Here is a 20,278-nt window from a genome sequence, read left to right on the forward strand (position 1 = left end):
TTATGAAGATAATAAAAAAAACCAATATGCACAATGATAAATATTTGGTAATTTAGAACAATAATATAACACAAATAAAACTTTTCATACATCTACACACGAACTTAAGCGACTTTTATGCATAGCTCGACACAAAGAAACCTTTGCTCGAGCACATCGAAAAATTAACACGCTTTGAAGAGAGAAATACTTAATACACCACTTCTATGAGTAAACGTACTGGCACAGATAAGATAATATTTCAGATATTGTTTATCCTTTTGGAAGCTGACCATATAATTCCATGCCGCTTTATAAACCATAACACATAAATATTAAAGCCAAGAGCAAGTTTTGATATCGCAAATTCTGTATAAATGATTCAACCTCAACCTATTATCTTTGGAAAAAAGACATCTCAAGAGCTGCATCATATGCCTTTCATCCACATTCACAAAATAAATAATACATCTTTATAAATAATACATCTTTGCAAATGCACTATTCTACTTAAGAATCGAGAAAACTACGCAATTTGCGTGAACGGCTAGGATGCTTTAACTTACGAAGTGCCTTTGCTTCAATCTGACGAATGCGCTCGCGTGTAACTGAAAATTGTTGGCCAACTTCCTCCAGCGTATGATCGGTGTTCATCCCTATACCAAAACGCATTCGCAAAACACGTTCTTCACGTGGTGTTAATGAAGCAAGAACGCGAGTCGTTGTATCACGCAAATTAGCTTGAATAGCTGCATCAATCGGCAATAATGCATTCCTATCCTCAATAAAATCACCCAAATGAGAATCATCCTCATCACCAACGGGCGTTTCAAGCGAAATCGGTTCCTTTGCAATTTTAAGAACTTTTCGCACTTTTTCTAATGGCATAGAAAGCTTAGTAGACAATTCTTCTGGTGTAGGTTCACGTCCAATTTCATGCAAAATTTGACGCGATGTGCGAACAATCTTGTTAATTGTTTCAATCATATGAACAGGAATACGAATGGTGCGTGCTTGATCAGCAATTGAGCGCGTAATTGCCTGACGAATCCACCATGTGGCATAAGTTGAAAACTTATATCCACGCCGATATTCAAACTTATCCACGGCCTTCATCAAACCGATATTGCCTTCTTGGATAAGGTCAAGAAACTGCAAACCACGATTAGTGTATTTTTTTGCAATTGAAATCACAAGACGCAAATTGGCTTCCACCATTTCTTTTTTAGCAATTGTTGATTCGCGCTCACCTTTCTGCACCTGGGTCACAATCCGACGGAATTCGCTAATTGAAATAGCAGTTTCTTGCGCAAGATTCTGTATCTCACTACGCAAATTTTGAATTTCTTTAGCCTCACGCTTTGAAAATTCTTTCCAACCGCGCCCTGACAAAGTTGCAATATAATTAATCCAATTTGCATCCAATTCACGACCTTGGTATTCTTTTAAAAAATCCTCATGACCCACACCATAATTATTTGCAATGCGCTTCAGCTTACCCTCATTATGAATCAATCTCTTATTGATGTCATAAAGCTGTTCAACCAAGGCCTCAATACGGTTTTGGTTCAAAGAAAGAGATTTCACTGCTTGAACCAATTCGCTCTTTAATTGAATATATTTTTTCTTCTGGGAAGGTGAAAGAGCTCCCTCTTTACGCTCTGCCAAACTGCTCTCAACATGCTGATCTTGCAATTTTCGCAATTTTACATAAGTGTCAGCAATGAAATCCAATGTTTCCATGACCTGAGGACAAAGTTCGTTTTCCATTGCAGCAAGCGATAAGTTAACATCATCGTCTTCTTCATCATCATCTTCAATCCCTATATCTCGCGTAATATCCTCGATATCACGCGTGCTAGAAGACGTTTTTTCCCCTTTTATTTTTTCGACCGCACTTCGTTCAATAACGGGAGCCTGCTTAGCTTCAGGTCCTGCATAAGTCGTTTCAAGATCAATAATTTCACGAAGAAGAATACGCTGCTCTTTTAATTCTTCACGCCAGATAATAAGCGCCTGAAAAGTCAAAGGACTCTCACAAAGTCCAGCAATCATTGTTTCACGGCCCGCTTCAATACGCTTAGCAATAGCAATTTCCCCTTCCCGCGAAAGGAGCTCCACAGCACCCATCTCACGCAAATACATACGCACTGGATCATCAGTGCGATCTGTGACCTCACGCTTCGTTGTCGTTGCAATCGCGTTGCTCGTAGCCTCTACTAAATCGCCCCCCTCTACCGTAACTTCCTCTTCATAATTCTCAGACTCACTTTCATCCTCATCATCCACAACATTAATGCCCATCTCAGAGAACATCGCCAAGGTATCTTCAATTTGTTCAGATGTAACCTCATTAGGAGGAAGAACTGCATTCAATTCATCCATCGTCACGTAACCATTTTTTTTGGCGAGTTTAACCATTTTTTTGATGGCATCATCAGAAAAATCGAGAAGAGGACTATCCACACTCACTTGTCCCGTTGCTTCCGTATTATCTTTCTGTTTAACCTTTGTTGCCATACCGTTAACTCCACTTGATCACTACACAGCTTCCGCATGACCAGCTTTTTGCGTTCTCACTTAGCGTATTAAAAATTTCCTATGTATACTTTAACCTATATATACTTCCTTTTGGAAAAGATACATTTTGTTGAATACGCTCTTTATTCACACAAAAACGCGGGAAAACTCTAGAAGTTTCCCCGACACCTCTCAGCTTTTCTGAGATAATCTTTGCATCCTATAGTAAGAACCAATTTCCCGCTATTCCTAAAATTCACTCGTCATTCTTTATAAAAATGCCGCTTTACATAAAACTTCCTCATACTAAGCTTTAGGTGACTGATTCGCTCCAAAAAAGCGAATCATTTTATCTTATCTTTATTATTCCCGTCTATTTATTCATTAAACCAACTGCCAAATCCTTCAATTAAAGCTTCTGTCGCTTGCATCTGCTCCAGTTCAAATTTTATTTCACGAAGCAAATCAAAAACCTCACTATTAGGATTTTTGATAAGTTGCTCTTCAATATCTTGTAGTCTCTTATGTAGGTGGTGTTCTTGAAGATGCAAGTAGATGGCTTGTTTTAATACAGCACGGGCATCTTCTATCGGAGCACCAGCAAAGACGGTACGCATACCAACATTTTGCACCAGATTTTTCATACGTTCTAAAAGAGCTTTTTGCCCTCTTTCTTCTAAAAGTGCAACCATTGTTTCTTTATCATGAAGCTGCTGGCTCCCAAGAATTTCTAACATAGATTGATGAAGGCTCACTAATTGCGTGTTTTGTAATTCCAACTCAGAAAGAACATCAAAATTTTCATACCATAACTCAGGATAATACGCCAAAATTAGTAAAATAGCTGCCTCACGTAGAGGAACAGTATGTGATGAATTGCGCACTATGTCGGAATTTGCCAACATCGAAAAAGATCGATCTTCAAATATCCTATTTCGGGGTTTCTGATCGTATCGTCCTGCACCTTTTTTTTTCGAAAAAAACGGACGGAAAAAATCAAAAAGTCGTTTTTTTATATCTTGAAAATAATAACGGCGGATATCTGCATCCTTAATCGTAAAAATTTGCTGTTTTAGTTGTTTTTCTAGCGCTGCTCGTGCTTCTGGAGTTTCAAAATTCTTTCCATAGATAGCGCGCAACCACAAAAGCTCAATCAATGGAATTGATTTTTGCAAAAAAGAATTGAAAAGCTGTGCACCACCAGCGCGAATCACTTCATCTGGATCTTTACCTTGTGGCAACAAAACGAAACGCACAGACACCCCCGCCTTTAAAAGAGGCAATACACGATCAGCAACACGAAAAGCAGCTTTTAAACCAGCTTCATCTCCATCAAAACACAAAATTGGATCAGTCGCCATCTGCCATAAAAGCCCAATTTGTGCTTCCGTTAAGGCTGTCCCCAGAGGAGCTACAACTCCCTCAAAACCAGCTTTAGTCAATGTAATCACATCCATATAGCCTTCAACAACGAGGAGGGAATGGATCTTTTCATCACCAACAAAGCGGCTATTTTTGCGAGCAGCAGCCGCATTGTAAAGCATATTTCCTTTATGAAAAAGGACTGTTTCAGGACTATTGAGATATTTTGCCGGCGTATCTTTATCTAATGCACGCCCTCCAAAAGCCACGACACGTCCACGTAAATCTTCAATAGGGAACATAATACGATTTCTAAATCGATCATAAGAAGCGCCACCATCCTCCCCCAATTTGAGAAGCCCACAATCTTCCATTTGTTTTATCGAAATACCCCGTGCACTCAAAGCTTCTCTCAAAGCTGTACGCCTTGTCGGAGCAAACCCAATCCGAAAGCGCTCTGCAAGCTTTGGCGTTACACCACGCTCATCAAGATAACGACGCGCCTGCGCTCCTTCTTTATCATGTAAGCTATATTGAAAAAAATCCGTAGCTATTTTCATAACATCATAAAGGTCAGCCTTTTCCATTTGACGTTTATGACTTTGTGGATCAAAGACAGGTAATTTCATCCCTGCAAAATCAGCCAAACGTTCTACACTTTCTGAAAAGCGCAATCCATCAAGCTCGCAAAGAAAAGTAAAAATATCACCACTCACACCACAGCCAAAACAATAATAACGCCCCTTACGATCATCACAATGAAAACTTGGAGTTTTCTCACCATGAAATGGGCAACAACACCAAAAATCTCCTCGCGAAGGCTTGCTTTTTTGGGGATCAAATACCACCCTTTGGCCAATAACCGTTGAAATCGGTAATCTGGTGCGGATTTCATCAAGGAAATCAGACGGAAAACGCATTATCTCTCACAGAGTTCTAAAATTCTTTTTTGCATGTTTAACGACTTTGGAGCATAATTCCAATACTTCATCTTAAGCGGTTGAAAGATTTGAAGAGCTCAACCGTGCATAATTCAAAAATGGAGAGTAAAAAAGTGATCAAATTTCTTGTTCAATATCCACTGCTAGAATCTATTGTTTGGCTTATTATTCTTATTCTAATTGCGCTTTTAGTCAACTTTTTAGCAAGAAATATATTCATTCGCGCAGCAAAACGGTTTTCTTTTTTTCTTCCTAAAGATACAACCGCTGATATTGAACACGCCATTCAGTACATAGCTAATATTGTCGGAGCCTTTACTCTTTCAATCGGCATTGATTTTATCCCGACACTTCCTTCTGAACTTAGCACTATTATAAGTAATGTTGCTAATGCCTTCATTATTTTTGTCGTTGTCTTAACAATCTCTTCTCTCCTTAATGTTATTAATATCCTTTATGAACAACAGCCAACAGCGCGTTTAAAACCAATAAAAGGTTATATTCAAATCGCTAAAATTGCGCTTTTTACTGTGGCTGCAATTCTCATGGTAGCCACATTGATCGACCGCTCACCTCTTATTCTTTTATCCGGTCTTGGTGCAATGGCGGCTGTCCTTATGTTGATTTTCCAGGACACACTCCTTTCTCTCATTGCAGGCATCCAAATTTCATCCACGGATATGGTACGTGTCGGCGATTGGATTCAAATCCCCAGTCTCGATATAGATGGTGATGTCATTGAAATTGCGCTTCATACTGTTAAAGTTCAAAATTTTGACAAAACAATTACAACCGTGCCTATCCGTAAACTGGTGACTGATCCTTTTAAAAATTGGCGCGGAATGGAGGAAGCAGGTGGACGACGCATTAAACGCTCCCTCTTTATTGACCAATCAAGCATCCGTTTCCACACAGAAGAAGAACAAGAATATCTTTCCCGATTTAATTTGTTAGAAAATTATTTCACACAAAAAATACCAGAAATCAATGAATGGAACGCTCGATTAGATAAAAATCACGATGTGTTAGCCAATACCCGCCGTTTAACGAATATTGGGACTTTCCGTGCTTATGTTTTTGCTTATCTCAAAAATCACCTAAACATCGAACAAAACATGACCTTGATGGCACGACAATTACCTCCTACACCAAATGGTTTACCCTTGGAAATCTATTGCTTTACCAACACAACCGTTTGGCTGGATTATGAACAAATTCAAAGTGATATTTTTGACCACCTTTATTCCATTCTTCCTAGTTTTGGTCTAAAGATTTTTCAAAATCCAAGCGGCTATGATTTTAGTCATGTATTAAAAGCGAAAGCGAAATAAAATGATAAACCTCAATTCAACAATTTTTTAGATCAACTGTATTTATGATAACAGAGAAAGAAAAAGTATCATGAATGGTTCATTGGTACTCCTTCATCTTGCCGGCGCTATTTCTTTACTTCTTTGGGCCACACGTATGGTGCGTACGGGGTTTGAACGCGCTTATGGTGACAAACTTAAATACAAAATGCGCCATGTCATTTCCAAACCATTTTTTGCTGTAAGCTTTGGACTGTTTACAGCAATGATTTTACAAAGCTCTACAGCAATAACACTCCTTGTTGGTTCTTTTGTTGAATCTGGTTTTGTCTCTGGGCTAGCAGGGCTTATGGCCGTACGTGGAGGAGAATTAGGATCGGCATTGGTTGTCAAAATTCTCTCCTATGATCTCACTATCGCTGTGCCCTTATGTCTTTTAATCGGCACTTGTATCTTCATGACAACTGAAAAACGTGATTGGCGTCAAATCGGACGTATCATCATCGGTATCGGCCTTTTGATTTTGTCTTTACAAATGATAAGTGCCGCCACAGAACCTTTACGTGATAGCGCGATTTTGCCTAACATCATCAGCTATCTTTCAACCGATTCTATTTCCACTTTTTTATTGGCAGCAGCACTAACTTACCTCTTGCATTCCTCTATCGCAGGAATCATTTTGCTAGTCAATTTCGCCAATTATGATCTTATCCATGCTCAACTATGTGTTGTAATGGTCCTTGGTGTCAACTTTGGTTCTTCTCTCATAGCGCCACTTTTAACACGCAACGCCTCCCCTAACACCCGCCTTGTCCCATTGGGGAATTTACTCATGCGTGGAGCCGGTTCAATCCTTATTCTTATTTTATTTCTTTTCTTTCAACCACCAATCACATGGCTTGGCAATAATGCTTCTACTCAAGTTATTAATGCCCATATTATTTTCAATGTTTTTATTCTTCTTGCTGGAATACCACTCTCGAAATGGGTTTTAAAATTGACCACTAAAATTGTTCATTTAAGTGCAAAAAAAACGCAAACCAATAAAACTCTTAATTTATCCGATCAAACAGCTCTTGATGATAGTGTTCTTGATCGCCCAACTTTAGCACTCTCTAATGTCATGCGTGAAGTCATCCATATTTGTGATCTCGTAGATATCATGCTAGAAAAAATCATGGGACTTTATGAAAAACCTGATCCAGACATCATCCGTGAGCTCAGCCAGCTGAACTCTATATTGGATAAAAAGCATACCGCAATCAAACTCTATCTTGCACGATTGGCAGGACAAAAATTATCTGATGAAGAAGCACTCCAAACACAAGAACTTCTAAGTGCTTGTATAAAATTGGATCAAGCGGGAGACATTATTATGCATAATATGCTTATGCTGGTTAAAAAGAAACAACAAAAAGCTTTACAATTCAGCAGTGACGGATGGAATGACCTTCTTCGTTTTCACGCCATTGTTCTGGCCAATGCGCATATCGCATTTAATGTTCTTGTCTCGCGTAACACACACACTGCGCATTTATTGGTACAAAAAAAAGATCAACTCCGAAATTTAGAAAAAGAAATGAGTTTAAAGCATTTTAAGCGCCTCCGTGAAGGTAACTTCAAAAACGTAGAATCGTCGAGCCTTCATCTTGACACTGTACGCGATCTCAAACAGATTAACTCTCTTTTAACCTCAATGATCTACCCAATTTTAGAAGCCAAAGGACTACTCAAAAGTTCGCGCCTGCGTAATCCCTCTGAACAACAAACAGTCAAATCATAACTTTTAGAATAGTTTAACAAGAAAATTAATGATTGTTATTCAAAGGAAGAAGTATGTTTATGAAGAATGCAGTTATTAGTCGAATTGTAACTATCGTATCAATATTTTTACAAATTCGACCTGCACAATATTTTGCAAAGAGTGAAACATCATTTCAAGCATCATTGATATCGTATAAGCACACTTTTTTTCAAACTTTTTGAATTTCAACTTTGCTTGTTACCTTTCATTTTGTCATTTTATTTTGCGAATTTCTTTACAGCGATTGGCAAAAAATCTGCTTATAAAGACACTTATTTATACTTTCAAAATACTGTCACAAACATTTTCTTTTTACGTAAAACTATTGTCAACCTGAGCGTTTTTTATTACTATAAAAGGTTGTGTGTGTGTATGTTGGGGTTTATGGATAGCGTTGCGCATATAAAATATTCACGCGCATTAGAAAACAGCAAAGTAAAGATTGTAACAAAATTTTCAGCAGCAATATTCCCCAAGAAAAAAATAAGTAAACCTTGACCTTTACAAAGCTTACCCTAGTTAGAATTAACAGTTTAGATTCAGGCAAAGGAGAGAATGTAATGGAAGACGCAAACATCGGCTGGATAGCAGCTATTATTATCGGCGGACTTGCAGGTTGGGCTGCACAATATCTTATGAAAAGCCAGACAGGGGTGTTTCTAAACATTATTTTAGGAATTATTGGAGCTGCATTGGCAAGCTTTCTTTTTGGAGTTTTAGGTGTGAGTTTTGCTGGATGGCTTGGTTATCTTATTTCCGGCTTTATCGGAGCCTGCCTTCTTATATGGGTAGGACGAAAAATTCGATCATAAAGCATTTATTCATTTTTTTAGAAGCGCCTTTGGGTGCTAAGTGGAATTGCTGAAATATTTCTGCCATAGATTTACAAGTTACAGCTATTGGGAGGGGAGTGGTGGTGAGATGCTTAAATTGTGGTCTTTTTGCATCACCATCATCACATTATCTAAGTTCGTAGCGACGAGGCTCTTTAACCACTCATTCCCTCATATGCAATAACAATATGCTACAGCGTACTCGTATTCATAAAAGAATATCTACGCCGTTTTAGTGTAATACTAATTTTCTTTTCTATAATTCATACCCCAATATCATTGCTTCGAACATATGGTTTACAGACCATAATGATAATCAAATCTGTTCATCTTACTGTAGTACTAACATAGCTGCTGCACATTATTATAAAAAACAATAACAATGATCAAAGCCTCTATCGCGTAAACTTTAACTCCTATGTACTTCATAAGAGTGTCCTAACAGAAAATTCAAACAACCCCTTTTGAATTTCACAAACGAAAGAAGTGTTGTCCTAAGTTCCATACCCTCAATAATATTTGAACTCAAAAGGCGTAGTGGTAAATTTCCATTTGTAAAGAACAACAGTATTACCATTAAGAAGTATGATATTAAGTGCAGAAATTTGCAAAATTGTTACCATTTATTCAAGATAAGTTTCTGAAATGCAGATAAAGGTTCAAAATCTTACCGTTATTTTGTTACAGATATCCATAATATTTAAAGTAGTAAGCGTTTTCTCCTATCCTCAGACAAATAGCCCAGCACACATCAAATTATGCATCCTAGTATCAGAAAGCGATCTCTCATAGTGTTTTGCAAACGTTGGCTAAAAGCTATGAAGATAAGATGTCATCTTTATTTTTGTTCATTCCTCTGCCAAACTTATAGTAGCCAGCATGAAAGGCAAGCGTTAAGAAGCAATAGAGAGAATTTACCACGAAGAGTCATGCTGCAGTGGATTCCTTAGGGACGATTTCTGTATTTTCTTTTCTCTCCAAGAAACTGAAATAATATGACAAATGTACTTCAGCTTGTCGCAATGAATAAAAACACACAGGATATTATTAATAAAGGTTATATTCAGATGTACAAAGAGAAGAATTGAGGAAATAAAACGTATCTCTATCATTCTTTCTTACTTAAATTAAGAAAACACCTGAGAATGATAATGACTACCCTTACAGAAAGGCCACCTTATCAAAGGCTTTTTCAATAAACTTACCCATTTCAGACATACCTTTTAACAATTAGATAAAAAAGCTTCTTCTTTTATGCAATTAATTAATCTATACTTCAATCATCCTCTGACTTAGAAAGTTATGGGCATAGAATCTAGGATTAATAAAAAGAAAAAATATAAGCGCTAAAAAATACTTCACTCTCCCTTTACATCTTTCCGTTTAAAATCTTGCTGCCTTTGCATTTCTGCATTACAATAGAAGTATCTATTTTTATCATCCAATGCAGTAAATGCAATAGACTTTGAGCTGAGCTATGAAGTGAAATGATGTCTGATCCTATGGATTCCATCTTGCCACCTCTGAAGTGGTTATCTGATAAAGATCCTCCAGTCCCAGCTAGCATCAACGATTGGCTAATGGAGTTGGGATCTATGACGCGTCGACTCGAAAACCACTGCACCTGCATACGCATCGAACCACAACGTGAATGCTTCATTACGCGTGATAAATTGAAGGAAGAATCTGAGCATCTACCTGATAGCTCGCATTACTGGCTACGAGAAATCATACTGATGGGAGATAATCAACCTTGGCTCCTTGGACGCACTGTAATCCCACAAGAAACTCTATTGGAACACAATCAAGCACTGATGCATTTGGGCTCTAAACCATTGGGACACTATTTATTTAACAGTGGAACATTAACTCGCGACTACATTCATATTGGCCAACAAGGTGCTCTGTGGGCGCGTCGCTCCCGTTTGCGTCTAGCAAAAAAACCATTGTTGTTAACCGAATTGTTTTTAGCAGCTTCACCACTGTACACAACAAATCCCATATAAATGGAGCATTCTATATTCCTTTTATCATGCACCACTTGTTGGTTCTATACTTTTAAAAGATAAGGGAATAAAATTTTTAAACTTCTCCCAACAGCATATTACGAATGAAGAGTTCTTCTAGATATGTTCTTGGGACCATCTTGACTCAAAAATGCTTCAACTTTTAAAAAGAAGCATTTCAAAATTCTTTTTACCGAAAATAGAGTGAAAAACTTGCCCTTGATCCATTTTGAAGGTGCCTATCATACAAAAAAGCCCTTTGCATTTTAATTTCACGCAAAATAATAATCACTCCTGAAAAAAAAGAAAAAAATCTTCTTACAAAAAATTTAAAATTTGTATCACGCGGCTTTTGTTTAACCACCTTATTTTATCTAAAAGCTTTTTATATATTAAAAACAATAAATCTTTTTTAGAAAAGTTAAAACACTTATAATCCTTTAGCCCCTCTTTAATGACGTAAATACGCAGAAAAAACATTCCCTTTTTTATTCTCAAAGAAGTATTTTTGCGTGCTAACTTTTATGAGAGCAATGTCACTTATCAACATTATCTCTATGCTATCTGAACACATGACAAGTGACTAAAAATAAAAAACTTTCAGATTCCTTTTGCAAATTGGTAGGATTCATTTGCCACGCAGAGCATCCATTTAGCCGCACCACCACATCACTCATATCATTTAATCCTTCAATTTTGCTTGTAACAAAGCCACAAAAAGGACTTTTTTACTTCCCTCTTAGTAAGCGAACGGAAAAGAAATTTACGAATGATTTCCATTTTCTCTTGTCTTTTCTTTACCAAATTCTAAGCATCCAGATTCTTTATGAACGCGTTCTAAATCCTTTTATTATTTCAGCTAAAAACAAACTGTTTGATAGTCATTAGTTTTCGCTGTCTTATCACCACGATAAGAAATATCATAATCCTAATAGCAGCACCAATTAAATGCTTCATCAATTAAATGAAGCGTGGAAAGATATCTCTTTATTCATATCTTCAAGGCAATTTCGAATTGCCATATCAATTTGATCACGCAACATAAATTTATCCGTTTTATTCAAGAAAAAACAGCTTGTAACCAACCCTTATCGTCTTACCTGCATGATAAAAAATAATTAACACCGAGGTCTTAGAAAATTCCAAAACAGGACTTTACCTCTTCATGGAATATACATATACTCTTGGCCTTAAGCAAAATATCGCAATAACTATACACATAACATCTGTTATAGTTGTGCTTTTTGTGTAACGTTGATTATTATATTTTTCAGATAACAAATTATGAGCACATGCTATGACACAAATTATCTCATCTCCTAATCCTTGGAGCGTAAGCAAACCTACAGCCTTATTAATATTGGCCGATGGAACAGTTATTGAAGGCAAAGGAGCAGGTGCTACAGGTGTTGCTGAAGCTGAAATATGTTTTAACACCGCGATGACAGGCTATGAAGAAATCCTCACAGATCCGTCATATGAAAAACAAATCGTCAATTTCACTTTTCCTCATATCGGCAATGTAGGTACAAATAGTGAAGATATTGAAGATCTCACACCCCTCAATTGTCATGGAGCAGTTGGTGCCATTTTCAAAGCAGATATTACCCATCCTTCCAACTATCGTGCAAATGAAAATCTTAATCAATGGCTGAAAACGCGTAAGATCATTGCACTTTGTGGTATTGATACGCGAGCATTAACCGTTTTTATTCGTGAAAAAGGTGCACTAAATGGCATCATCGCCCATGATCCCAATGGGAATTTTGATATTAATGCTCTGAAAAAGCGCGCACAAAAATGGACTGGACTTATCAATCTTGATCTCGCCAAAGAAGTAACATCAAAGCAATTAGTAGAATGGAATGAAAAACCCTGGATGTGGAATAAAGGCTATAGTGCAAATGACGCGTACAATTTTCACATTGTTGCGATTGATTATGGAGTGAAACGCAATATTCTGCGCCTCATGGCTGCAAACGGTGCACGTATAACCATTGTACCAGCAAACACAAACGTGAAAGAAATTCTAGCAATGAATCCTGATGGTGTTTTTCTTTCCAATGGACCAGGCGATCCAGCTGCTACAGCCGATTATGCTGTCCCAACTATTAAAGCACTCATTGACAGTAATATACCGCTTTTTGGCATATGTCTTGGACATCAACTTCTGGCTCTTGCTGTTGGAGCAAAAACCATAAAAATGCATCAAGGGCACCATGGCGCCAACCATCCTGTTAAAGATTTTACTACCGGAAAAGTCGAAATTGTATCTATGAATCATGGTTTTACTGTAGATACGACATCTTTACCAAAACATGTTGAAGAGACCCATATTTCCCTCTTTGACAACTCAAATTGTGGTATTCGGATCATTGGAAAACCGATTTTTTCTGTTCAATACCACCCTGAAGCTTCCCCTGGACCACAAGACAGCCACTATCTATTTCAGCGTTTTTTTGATCTCATTATAAACTATAAAAAAACAGCTTAATTGAAGTGCTTTGTCCTTTGAGTTACCTCCGCAAAAACTCTATCCCTGAGCACAAATATATTATTTTAGCAACAGAGCAGCTTACTTCACTCATAGCATTAACAAGACTTGTTTGCCTTTTGAATTATCTTAGCAGAATATTGTTATCAATCAGAATTTCAAAAAATTAGCGTACCCGTAAAGCAAAAATTACCGTTGTAACAAAAAGCACACAAAATCTTCCCACAAAAGAAGCACCAGAAAAATGAAATACCATGTCTTCATGTGTAAATTGTTCGGAAAGAAACATCTAAAAAATGGGACTAAATATCAAACTCAATGCAATAACAGATGTCATCGCTCCCTGCAATTTTCCTTGTGCACTTGCCGATACCTCTGTTGAAGCAATAGCGTGCATAGGTGCATAAAGAGATATTCAAGCATGGTACACGCAAAAAACAGATAAACCATCCAACATTGTATTGCAAATGTGTAGCAAACAATGCAAACAAGAGTCCCAACATCGCAATATACCAATTGCTCCATCGCTTAGAAAAATAAGGCAGAATAAGAGTGATTACAATAATCTGTCCTATCCCGAAAATATTATAAGATAATCCTATAAACAACGTGCTCCAATCATAGCGTTCTTTAGCAATGAATACCCAAACGCTTGGCCATACAGATTCCGCAAGCCAATAAAGAAAAAAACAATAACATTCAAAGAGCTTTTGGATATTGTCTGAGTTGCAAAAGAGCACCTAAAGAATTTGCACGTTTAATATCAAAGGAGTAGCCTATTGCACATAGGAAGCGTTTCTGTAAGCATAACCCACGCAAAAATGGAATTAATGAGTGAAAAACCAGCCGCAAAATAAAAAAGACACCCAGTAAGCAATATAGAATAGCTCCATGTATAGCCAATATAAGATTATAAAGAGTAAAACTGATAAGAGAGATAAGCAAAATAGGACGTCGACCATAACGGTCAGAGAGATTGCCAATGACTGGAGCAAATAAAAATTGCATTGCTGAATAAAGCTATAAATAATCTTCATCCTTCCCCAGAAGCCTTACTGATATCCTTTCCTATCAACTGGGCAAAATAGGACTAATGATTGCAATACCGATAATATCCAAAACAAAGTAATAAAAAATAAAATAAGCCTATGATGGATAAATTTTTAATCGAGTTTTTGATTATTCATAGCACGCAAATTATTTTTCCTACAATTTTTAAACTCTACCTGCTATTAACAAATGCTACGTAACATAACTTATTCTCACAAAAACTATAACGAAAGTGAAAACTTTAAAAAAAACAGCAAAATATCACAAATCGTCATTTTACCAGACACACAACACTGTACATAATTTTGTAAAGAATGATGATTTTTAAGGAGTCATTTTAAATGCATTAAATGAAATAAAATTTTATCATAAAAATTCGCCTGTATCTCACTTCATATCAAAATATTTATTTGCAAGTATAATATAGTATATAAAATATTATAACGTAATTAAAAAATAATAATATTTAAAATAATATATATTTATTTAACATAAATTAATAATTAATTTATAAAAAAAATCATAAAAAATTATAATTAGCTATTTAAAAATAAAAATTAAAAAAATAATTTTTATGCTGTAATTCTAAAAAACATTTAAATCATACGCAATCTGTATAAATTTAGAAAACAATTATGAATATATCTATTTATACTATATTTATTATATGCTAAAATAAAATCAATGACAATCTGGTGAGCGCGGAAAATATCACTAATTATCAATTCAAAAATGGTGAAAAAATGCGAAAAATATTTCAAGTAATTTTAATCTCAGCGTTGATTACAGGATGTGATTTCCAAAATTCTGATGTAAGCAAGGATACTTCAGAAAACCAAATGGAAACGCAACAAACAGCCAAAGTAAATTTAGATCCATATACTTCAGATAAACTGAACACTATTCTTAAAGAACGCTCCAAAATCAGTGATCCAGAGATAGGAAAAATGATTGGCTTGCTTTCTGAAGCTTTTTTAGGGACACCTTACCAAGCGAATATGCTACAGGGCTCAGAAAATACACCAGAAAAACTTATAATCGACTTTAGAGGTCTAGATTGTTTCACTTATCTGGACTACGTTGAAGCATTACGAAAATCAACATCGCAAACAGAATTCATAAAGAATGTCATCCGGACGCGCTATGTTGATGGTAAGGTTAGCTTTTTAAATCGAAAGCATTTTTTTACCGACTGGGCTTATAGAGAATATAAACTCGCCGATGACATCACTGCACAAATAAGTGCCAATGCAGTGAACACTGAAAAATATCTCAATAAAAAAGCTGATGGCGGAAACTACCTTCCTGGACTACCAATTGTTAAACGCAATATAACTTATATTCCAAGTAGTGTTATTAACGAAGAAGTTATAAGCCGTTTACAATCTGGTGATTTCATCGGTATTTATACCAAACTTCCTGGATTGGATGTAACCCATGTAGGCTTCTTTATCATGACAGATAAGGGCCCTATGTTACGGAATGCTTCTTCACTAAAGGAGAATGAAAAAGTAGTGGATTCTCCTTTTATGGATTATGTAGCAAAAACACCAGGAATTATTGTTTTAAGAGCCTCTCAATAACCTAATGGGGACAGAAATGTCCCCTACATTACCAATATATATTCAAATAAACACTTAAGTTATCAAGAAAAATATCAAAATCCGTGTAAGCTATAAAGATATAATATATCATTTCACGTTTTTAATCAAAACCTTGAATAATCTTAATCTAGCTTTGTACAGTGATAGAACAGCAGATTCAGTATCAATAATTCTTTTTTACCATTATCAAATTATGAACAGAATAGAAAAATCTATTCACAACTTTGATTAAATTTTTTATTACAATCCATAGAAATGAAGCATTATCACGCAAGAAAAAGTAGAAAAGATTATATAAAAAAACTGACCATGACAAACAGTGTAATAATGACAAGCGTATTATAGCCACAATTGATTTCACTCTACAAAATTCCACCTGTCCTTAAACAACTGTTATGTTTCATTACCTATGATAACCTTCAATATCCTGACTTTTCCTCTTATGTATCCTTAGTAAAGATGATACTCTCGCCCTCATATAAAATTAACCATAACAAAAAAAAATATATCTTTAATTTTATGAAAAAAAGCATGGAAAAGACATTTTAGGACTTACTTTCTTTATCACTTAACTTATAAAACGATTTTGGCCTCAAAATTTAAATATTCTGCCTGCCGCAATCGCGCCCAGATATTTGCTATAGGAAAAAACCATGCCAAAACGCACAGATATAAAGTCCATTCTTATCATTGGAGCAGGACCTATTATTATTGGTCAGGCATGTGAATTTGACTATTCAGGCACACAAGCCTGCAAAGCATTAAAAGAAGAAGGCTACCGAATTATTCTGGTTAACTCTAATCCTGCCACCATTATGACGGATCCAGATTTAGCTGATGCCACGTATATTGAACCCATCACTCCTGAAATAGTTGCCCAAATTATTGCCCATGAACGTCCTGACGCCCTTTTACCAACTATGGGAGGACAGACAGCACTCAATACTGCTTTATCATTAAAACGTATGGGAATTTTAGACCGCTATCATGTGGAAATGATAGGCGCAAATGCCGATGCTATTGATAAAGCTGAAGATCGCGCCTTGTTTCGCCAAGCAATGGCAAAAATCGGTTTAGAAACACCACGTTCTATGTTAGCCAATGCAACTGAACTCAAAGAAGAAAATCGTCGACTACACGCAAAAACACGTGATGAACTGAAAGCTAAACTTTACGGCAATGCCCTTGAAAAAGCACTAGAAAAACTTGAACAAGATTGGCATCAAACAGAAGCAGACCGTAAACAACATTATATTGCACATGCTACTGCAAAAGCAGTTCAAGCTCTTGATATTATTGGACTTCCAGCCATTATCCGTCCTTCATTCACACTTGGTGGTACAGGTGGTGGAATTGCTTATAATCGCTCTGAGTTTTATGAAATTATTGAACGCGGACTTGAAGCTTCACCCACAACAGAAGTTTTGATTGAAGAAAGTGTTTTGGGGTGGAAAGAATATGAAATGGAAGTTGTCCGCGATAAAAATGACAACTGTATCATTGTTTGTTCCATTGAAAATATTGATCCTATGGGGATCCATACAGGCGATTCTATCACCGTAGCTCCTGCCCTTACCTTAACCGACAAAGAATATCAACGTATGCGTAATGCTTCGATTGCTGTCCTGCGTGAAATTGGCGTTGAAACTGGTGGCTCTAATGTACAGTTTGCCGTCAATCCTGAAAATGGCCGCCTTATTGTTATTGAAATGAATCCGCGTGTTTCGCGTTCTTCAGCGCTTGCGTCAAAAGCAACAGGTTTCCCAATTGCCAAAGTAGCAGCTAAATTGGCAGTTGGCTATACACTTGATGAGTTAAAAAATGATATCACTGGCGGTGCAACACCAGCATCATTTGAGCCTTCTATTGACTATATTGTCACCAAAATTCCTCGTTTTGCCTTTGAAAAGTTTCCCGGTTCTTCACCTGTTTTAACAACAGCAATGAAATCTGTAGGAGAGGTTATGGCAATCGGTCGTACTTTTCAAGAATCACTGCAAAAAGCGCTTCGTGGACTTGAAACGGGTCTTACCGGTCTTGATGAAATTGTCGTTCCTCAACATGCTGAAGGTGATGAGAAAAATTCTATACGCTCTGCCATTGCAATACCAAGCCCTGACCGTCTGCGTTACATAGCCCAGGCAATGCGCGAGGGTTTACCTTTAAAAGAAATTCACCAAATCAGCAAAATTGATCCATGGTTCTTGGAACAAATAGCTTCTATCATTGAGATGGAGCAGCGTATCCGCACCCATGGATTACCTCAAGACGCAGATAATCTGCGCATGTTGAAAGCTATGGGCTTTTCGGATGCGCGATTAGCCACTCTTACTGGACAAGAGCCCGATGATATTGCTGCTTTGCGCAAAGCACTCAATGTCAAGCATGTTTTCAAACGTATCGACACTTGTGCAGCTGAATTTTCTTCACCTACAGCGTATATGTATTCAACCTATGAAGTCCCCTTCGCCGGCGTAGCATACTCGGAGACACAAGTTTCTGAACGCAAAAAAATTGTTATTTTAGGTGGCGGTCCAAACCGTATCGGACAAGGTATTGAATTTGATTATTGTTGTTGCCATGCTGCATTTGCACTACGTGATGCAGGCTTTGAAGCCATTATGATTAACTGCAATCCTGAAACAGTTTCGACTGATTATGATACATCTGATCGTCTTTATTTTGAATCTTTAACAACAGAAGATGTTCTCGCTATTTTAGAAACAGAACAGGAAAAAGGCGAATTGGTTGGAGTCATTGTCCAATTTGGCGGACAAACACCACTAAAACTAGCAAGTGCATTAGAAAAACACAAAATCCCCATCTTAGGAACTTCACCTGATGCCATTGATCTGGCAGAAGATAGAGACCGTTTTCAAAAATTATTGTTCAAACTTAACTTAACACAACCTCAAAACGGTATTGCCCATTCAGTAGAACAAGCCCGTCTCATCGCCCATGAACTTGGGTTCCCATTGGTTGTTCGACCTTCTTATGTTTTAGGAGGACGTGCTATGCAAATTATCCGCGATGAGCGTAGCTTGCAAAATTATTTGCTTGAGAGTGTTCCTGAATTAGTAACAGAAGAGATCAAAGCCCGTTATCCCAATGACAAGACGGGGCAGATTAATACATTGCTTGGTAAAAATCCACTTTTATTTGATACTTATCTGACAGAAGCAATTGAAGTTGATGTTGACTGTCTATGTGATGGGAAAGAAACATTGATCGTTGGCATTATGGAACATATTGAAGAAGCAGGGATCCACTCTGGCGATTCGGCGTGTTCTTTACCTGTGCACACACTTTCAGATAAATTAGTCATTGAATTAGAGCGTCAAACTAAAGCGTTGGCACAAGCACTTCATGTTCGTGGTCTTATGAATGTACAATATGCCATTAAAGATGACACAATTTATGTCTTAGAAGTTAACCCTCGTGCTTCACGTACGGTTCCGTTCGTTGCAAAAACAATTGGTCGCCCTATTGCTAAAATGGCTGCACGTATTATGGCAGGAGAAACTCTCCAAAGTGCTCTCCAAGCTTATGGTGGATTACCCTCTCCACAACCTAAACAACATATCGCTGTTAAGGAAGCTGTTTTTCCTTTTACTCGTTTTCTGGGTGTTGATACACTTCTTGGTCCAGAAATGCGTTCAACCGGAGAGGTTATGGGACTTGATTATGAATTTGCACTTGCTTTTGCAAAAGCCCAACTTGGAGCCGGTGTTGAACTTCCAAAGGAGGGAACTTTGTTCGTTTCTGTGAGAGATGAGGACAAAAAACGCATTTTAAATCCCGTAAAATGTTTAGCTAAGCTTGGTTTTTCTGTTTTAGCAACAAGCGGAACACAGAAATTCCTTTCCGAACATAATGTTAAGGCAGAAAAAATCAATAAAGTGTTAGAAGGACATCCCCATATTGAAGATGCTATTCGTAATCGGCAAATTCAATTGATTTTTAATACAACAAACACTGCCAGTGCCATCTCGGACTCCAAATCATTACGCCATGCAGCACTCATGCAAAAAGTTCCCTATTATACAACAATAGCAGGAGCTGAATCCGTAGTACAGTCCATAGAAGCACTTACAAAAAAGTGCCTTAAAGTGCGCCCATTGCAAAGCTATTTTACTTAAAAATTTTTTACTTCACCACAAACTATGCGCTCCTCAATATTCTTTATCCGTCTTTGTATAAAAATAGCGATTAAGACTTGTTTTTTATCCGAAAGACCTTTATATGAGCTTTATCGAACTTTTGGTTAAGTGACTTTCTTTCCTGTGCGATCTGCACGTCTGACAAAACTTCTCCCACCTAATTTCGATCTAAAACCGTATTGAGGGCTTTTGGCTTCAATACACAATATTATATA

General features: G+C 37.0%; 10 protein-coding genes. 7 read left to right on the top strand and 3 right to left on the bottom strand.

What is annotated here, in order from left to right:
* Positions 1 to 489: 489 nt before the first annotated feature.
* Both rpoD and dnaG read right to left on the bottom strand, forming a co-directional pair.
* Positions 490 to 2,499: an RNA polymerase sigma factor RpoD gene (gene rpoD / locus MCQ_RS05290; protein ID WP_006923999.1), complete on the bottom strand. Its 2,010-nt coding sequence runs from the start codon at positions 2,497 to 2,499 to the stop codon at positions 490 to 492.
* A 377-nt stretch (positions 2,500 to 2,876) separates the two neighbouring features.
* Positions 2,877 to 4,781, bottom strand: a complete 1,905-nt coding sequence (gene dnaG / locus MCQ_RS05295; RefSeq protein WP_006924001.1) for a DNA primase — start codon at positions 4,779 to 4,781, stop codon at positions 2,877 to 2,879.
* Positions 4,782 to 4,915: 134 nt separating this feature from the next.
* Between dnaG and MCQ_RS05300 the strand changes: the two genes are divergently transcribed.
* The 5 genes from MCQ_RS05300 (at position 4,916) to carA (ending at position 13,249) form a co-directional block, all read left to right on the top strand.
* On the top strand, positions 4,916 to 6,133 hold the full coding sequence (locus MCQ_RS05300; protein ID WP_006924003.1) for a mechanosensitive ion channel family protein: 1,218 nt from the start codon (positions 4,916 to 4,918) through the stop codon (positions 6,131 to 6,133).
* Positions 6,134 to 6,203: 70 nt separating this feature from the next.
* Positions 6,204 to 7,895 (top strand): Na/Pi cotransporter family protein, encoded by a 1,692-nt coding sequence (locus MCQ_RS05305; protein WP_006924005.1) that lies wholly within the window; start codon positions 6,204 to 6,206, stop codon positions 7,893 to 7,895.
* 581 nt (positions 7,896 to 8,476) lie between these two features.
* Positions 8,477 to 8,728 carry a GlsB/YeaQ/YmgE family stress response membrane protein gene (locus MCQ_RS05310; RefSeq protein WP_006924007.1) on the top strand — a complete coding sequence of 84 codons (252 nt, stop codon included), beginning with the start codon at positions 8,477 to 8,479 and terminating at the stop codon, positions 8,726 to 8,728.
* A gap of 1,508 nt (positions 8,729 to 10,236) precedes the next feature.
* On the top strand, positions 10,237 to 10,755 hold the full coding sequence (gene ubiC / locus MCQ_RS05315; protein ID WP_006924009.1) for a chorismate lyase: 519 nt from the start codon (positions 10,237 to 10,239) through the stop codon (positions 10,753 to 10,755).
* 1,297 nt (positions 10,756 to 12,052) lie between these two features.
* A complete protein-coding gene (gene carA / locus MCQ_RS05320; RefSeq protein ID WP_006924011.1) occupies positions 12,053 to 13,249 on the top strand; it encodes a glutamine-hydrolyzing carbamoyl-phosphate synthase small subunit in 1,197 nt (398 codons plus the stop codon).
* A 699-nt stretch (positions 13,250 to 13,948) separates the two neighbouring features.
* On the opposite strand, the gene MCQ_RS09935 is transcribed toward carA, so the two are convergent.
* A complete protein-coding gene (locus MCQ_RS09935) occupies positions 13,949 to 14,257 on the bottom strand; it encodes a hypothetical protein (RefSeq protein WP_006924013.1) in 309 nt (102 codons plus the stop codon).
* A 785-nt stretch (positions 14,258 to 15,042) separates the two neighbouring features.
* On the opposite strand from MCQ_RS09935, the gene MCQ_RS05330 reads away from it, so the two are divergent.
* Complete coding sequence (locus tag MCQ_RS05330) at positions 15,043 to 15,882, top strand: DUF1460 domain-containing protein (RefSeq protein WP_035008104.1); 840 nt, start codon at positions 15,043 to 15,045, stop codon at positions 15,880 to 15,882.
* A gap of 674 nt (positions 15,883 to 16,556) precedes the next feature.
* Complete coding sequence (gene carB, locus MCQ_RS05335; RefSeq protein WP_006924017.1) at positions 16,557 to 20,042, top strand: carbamoyl-phosphate synthase large subunit; 3,486 nt, start codon at positions 16,557 to 16,559, stop codon at positions 20,040 to 20,042.
* Positions 20,043 to 20,278: the final 236 nt, after the last annotated feature.

The sequence above is a fragment of the Candidatus Bartonella washoeensis Sb944nv genome, from assembly GCF_000278135.1.
Taxonomy (GTDB): Bacteria; Pseudomonadota; Alphaproteobacteria; order Rhizobiales; family Rhizobiaceae; genus Bartonella; species Bartonella washoeensis.

Coding starts and splice junctions, on each gene's coding strand:
- MCQ_RS05305 (WP_006924005.1), top strand. CDS start 6,204: ATGAATGGTTCATTGGTACTCCTTCATCTTGCCGGCGCTATTTCTTTA.
- ubiC (WP_006924009.1), top strand. CDS start 10,237: ATGATGTCTGATCCTATGGATTCCATCTTGCCACCTCTGAAGTGGTTA.
- MCQ_RS05330 (WP_035008104.1), top strand. CDS start 15,043: ATGCGAAAAATATTTCAAGTAATTTTAATCTCAGCGTTGATTACAGGA.
- MCQ_RS09935 (WP_006924013.1), bottom strand. CDS start 14,257: ATGCAATTTTTATTTGCTCCAGTCATTGGCAATCTCTCTGACCGTTAT.
- carB (WP_006924017.1), top strand. CDS start 16,557: ATGCCAAAACGCACAGATATAAAGTCCATTCTTATCATTGGAGCAGGA.
- carA (WP_006924011.1), top strand. CDS start 12,053: ATGACACAAATTATCTCATCTCCTAATCCTTGGAGCGTAAGCAAACCT.
- MCQ_RS05310 (WP_006924007.1), top strand. CDS start 8,477: ATGGAAGACGCAAACATCGGCTGGATAGCAGCTATTATTATCGGCGGA.
- dnaG (WP_006924001.1), bottom strand. CDS start 4,781: ATGCGTTTTCCGTCTGATTTCCTTGATGAAATCCGCACCAGATTACCG.
- rpoD (WP_006923999.1), bottom strand. CDS start 2,499: ATGGCAACAAAGGTTAAACAGAAAGATAATACGGAAGCAACGGGACAA.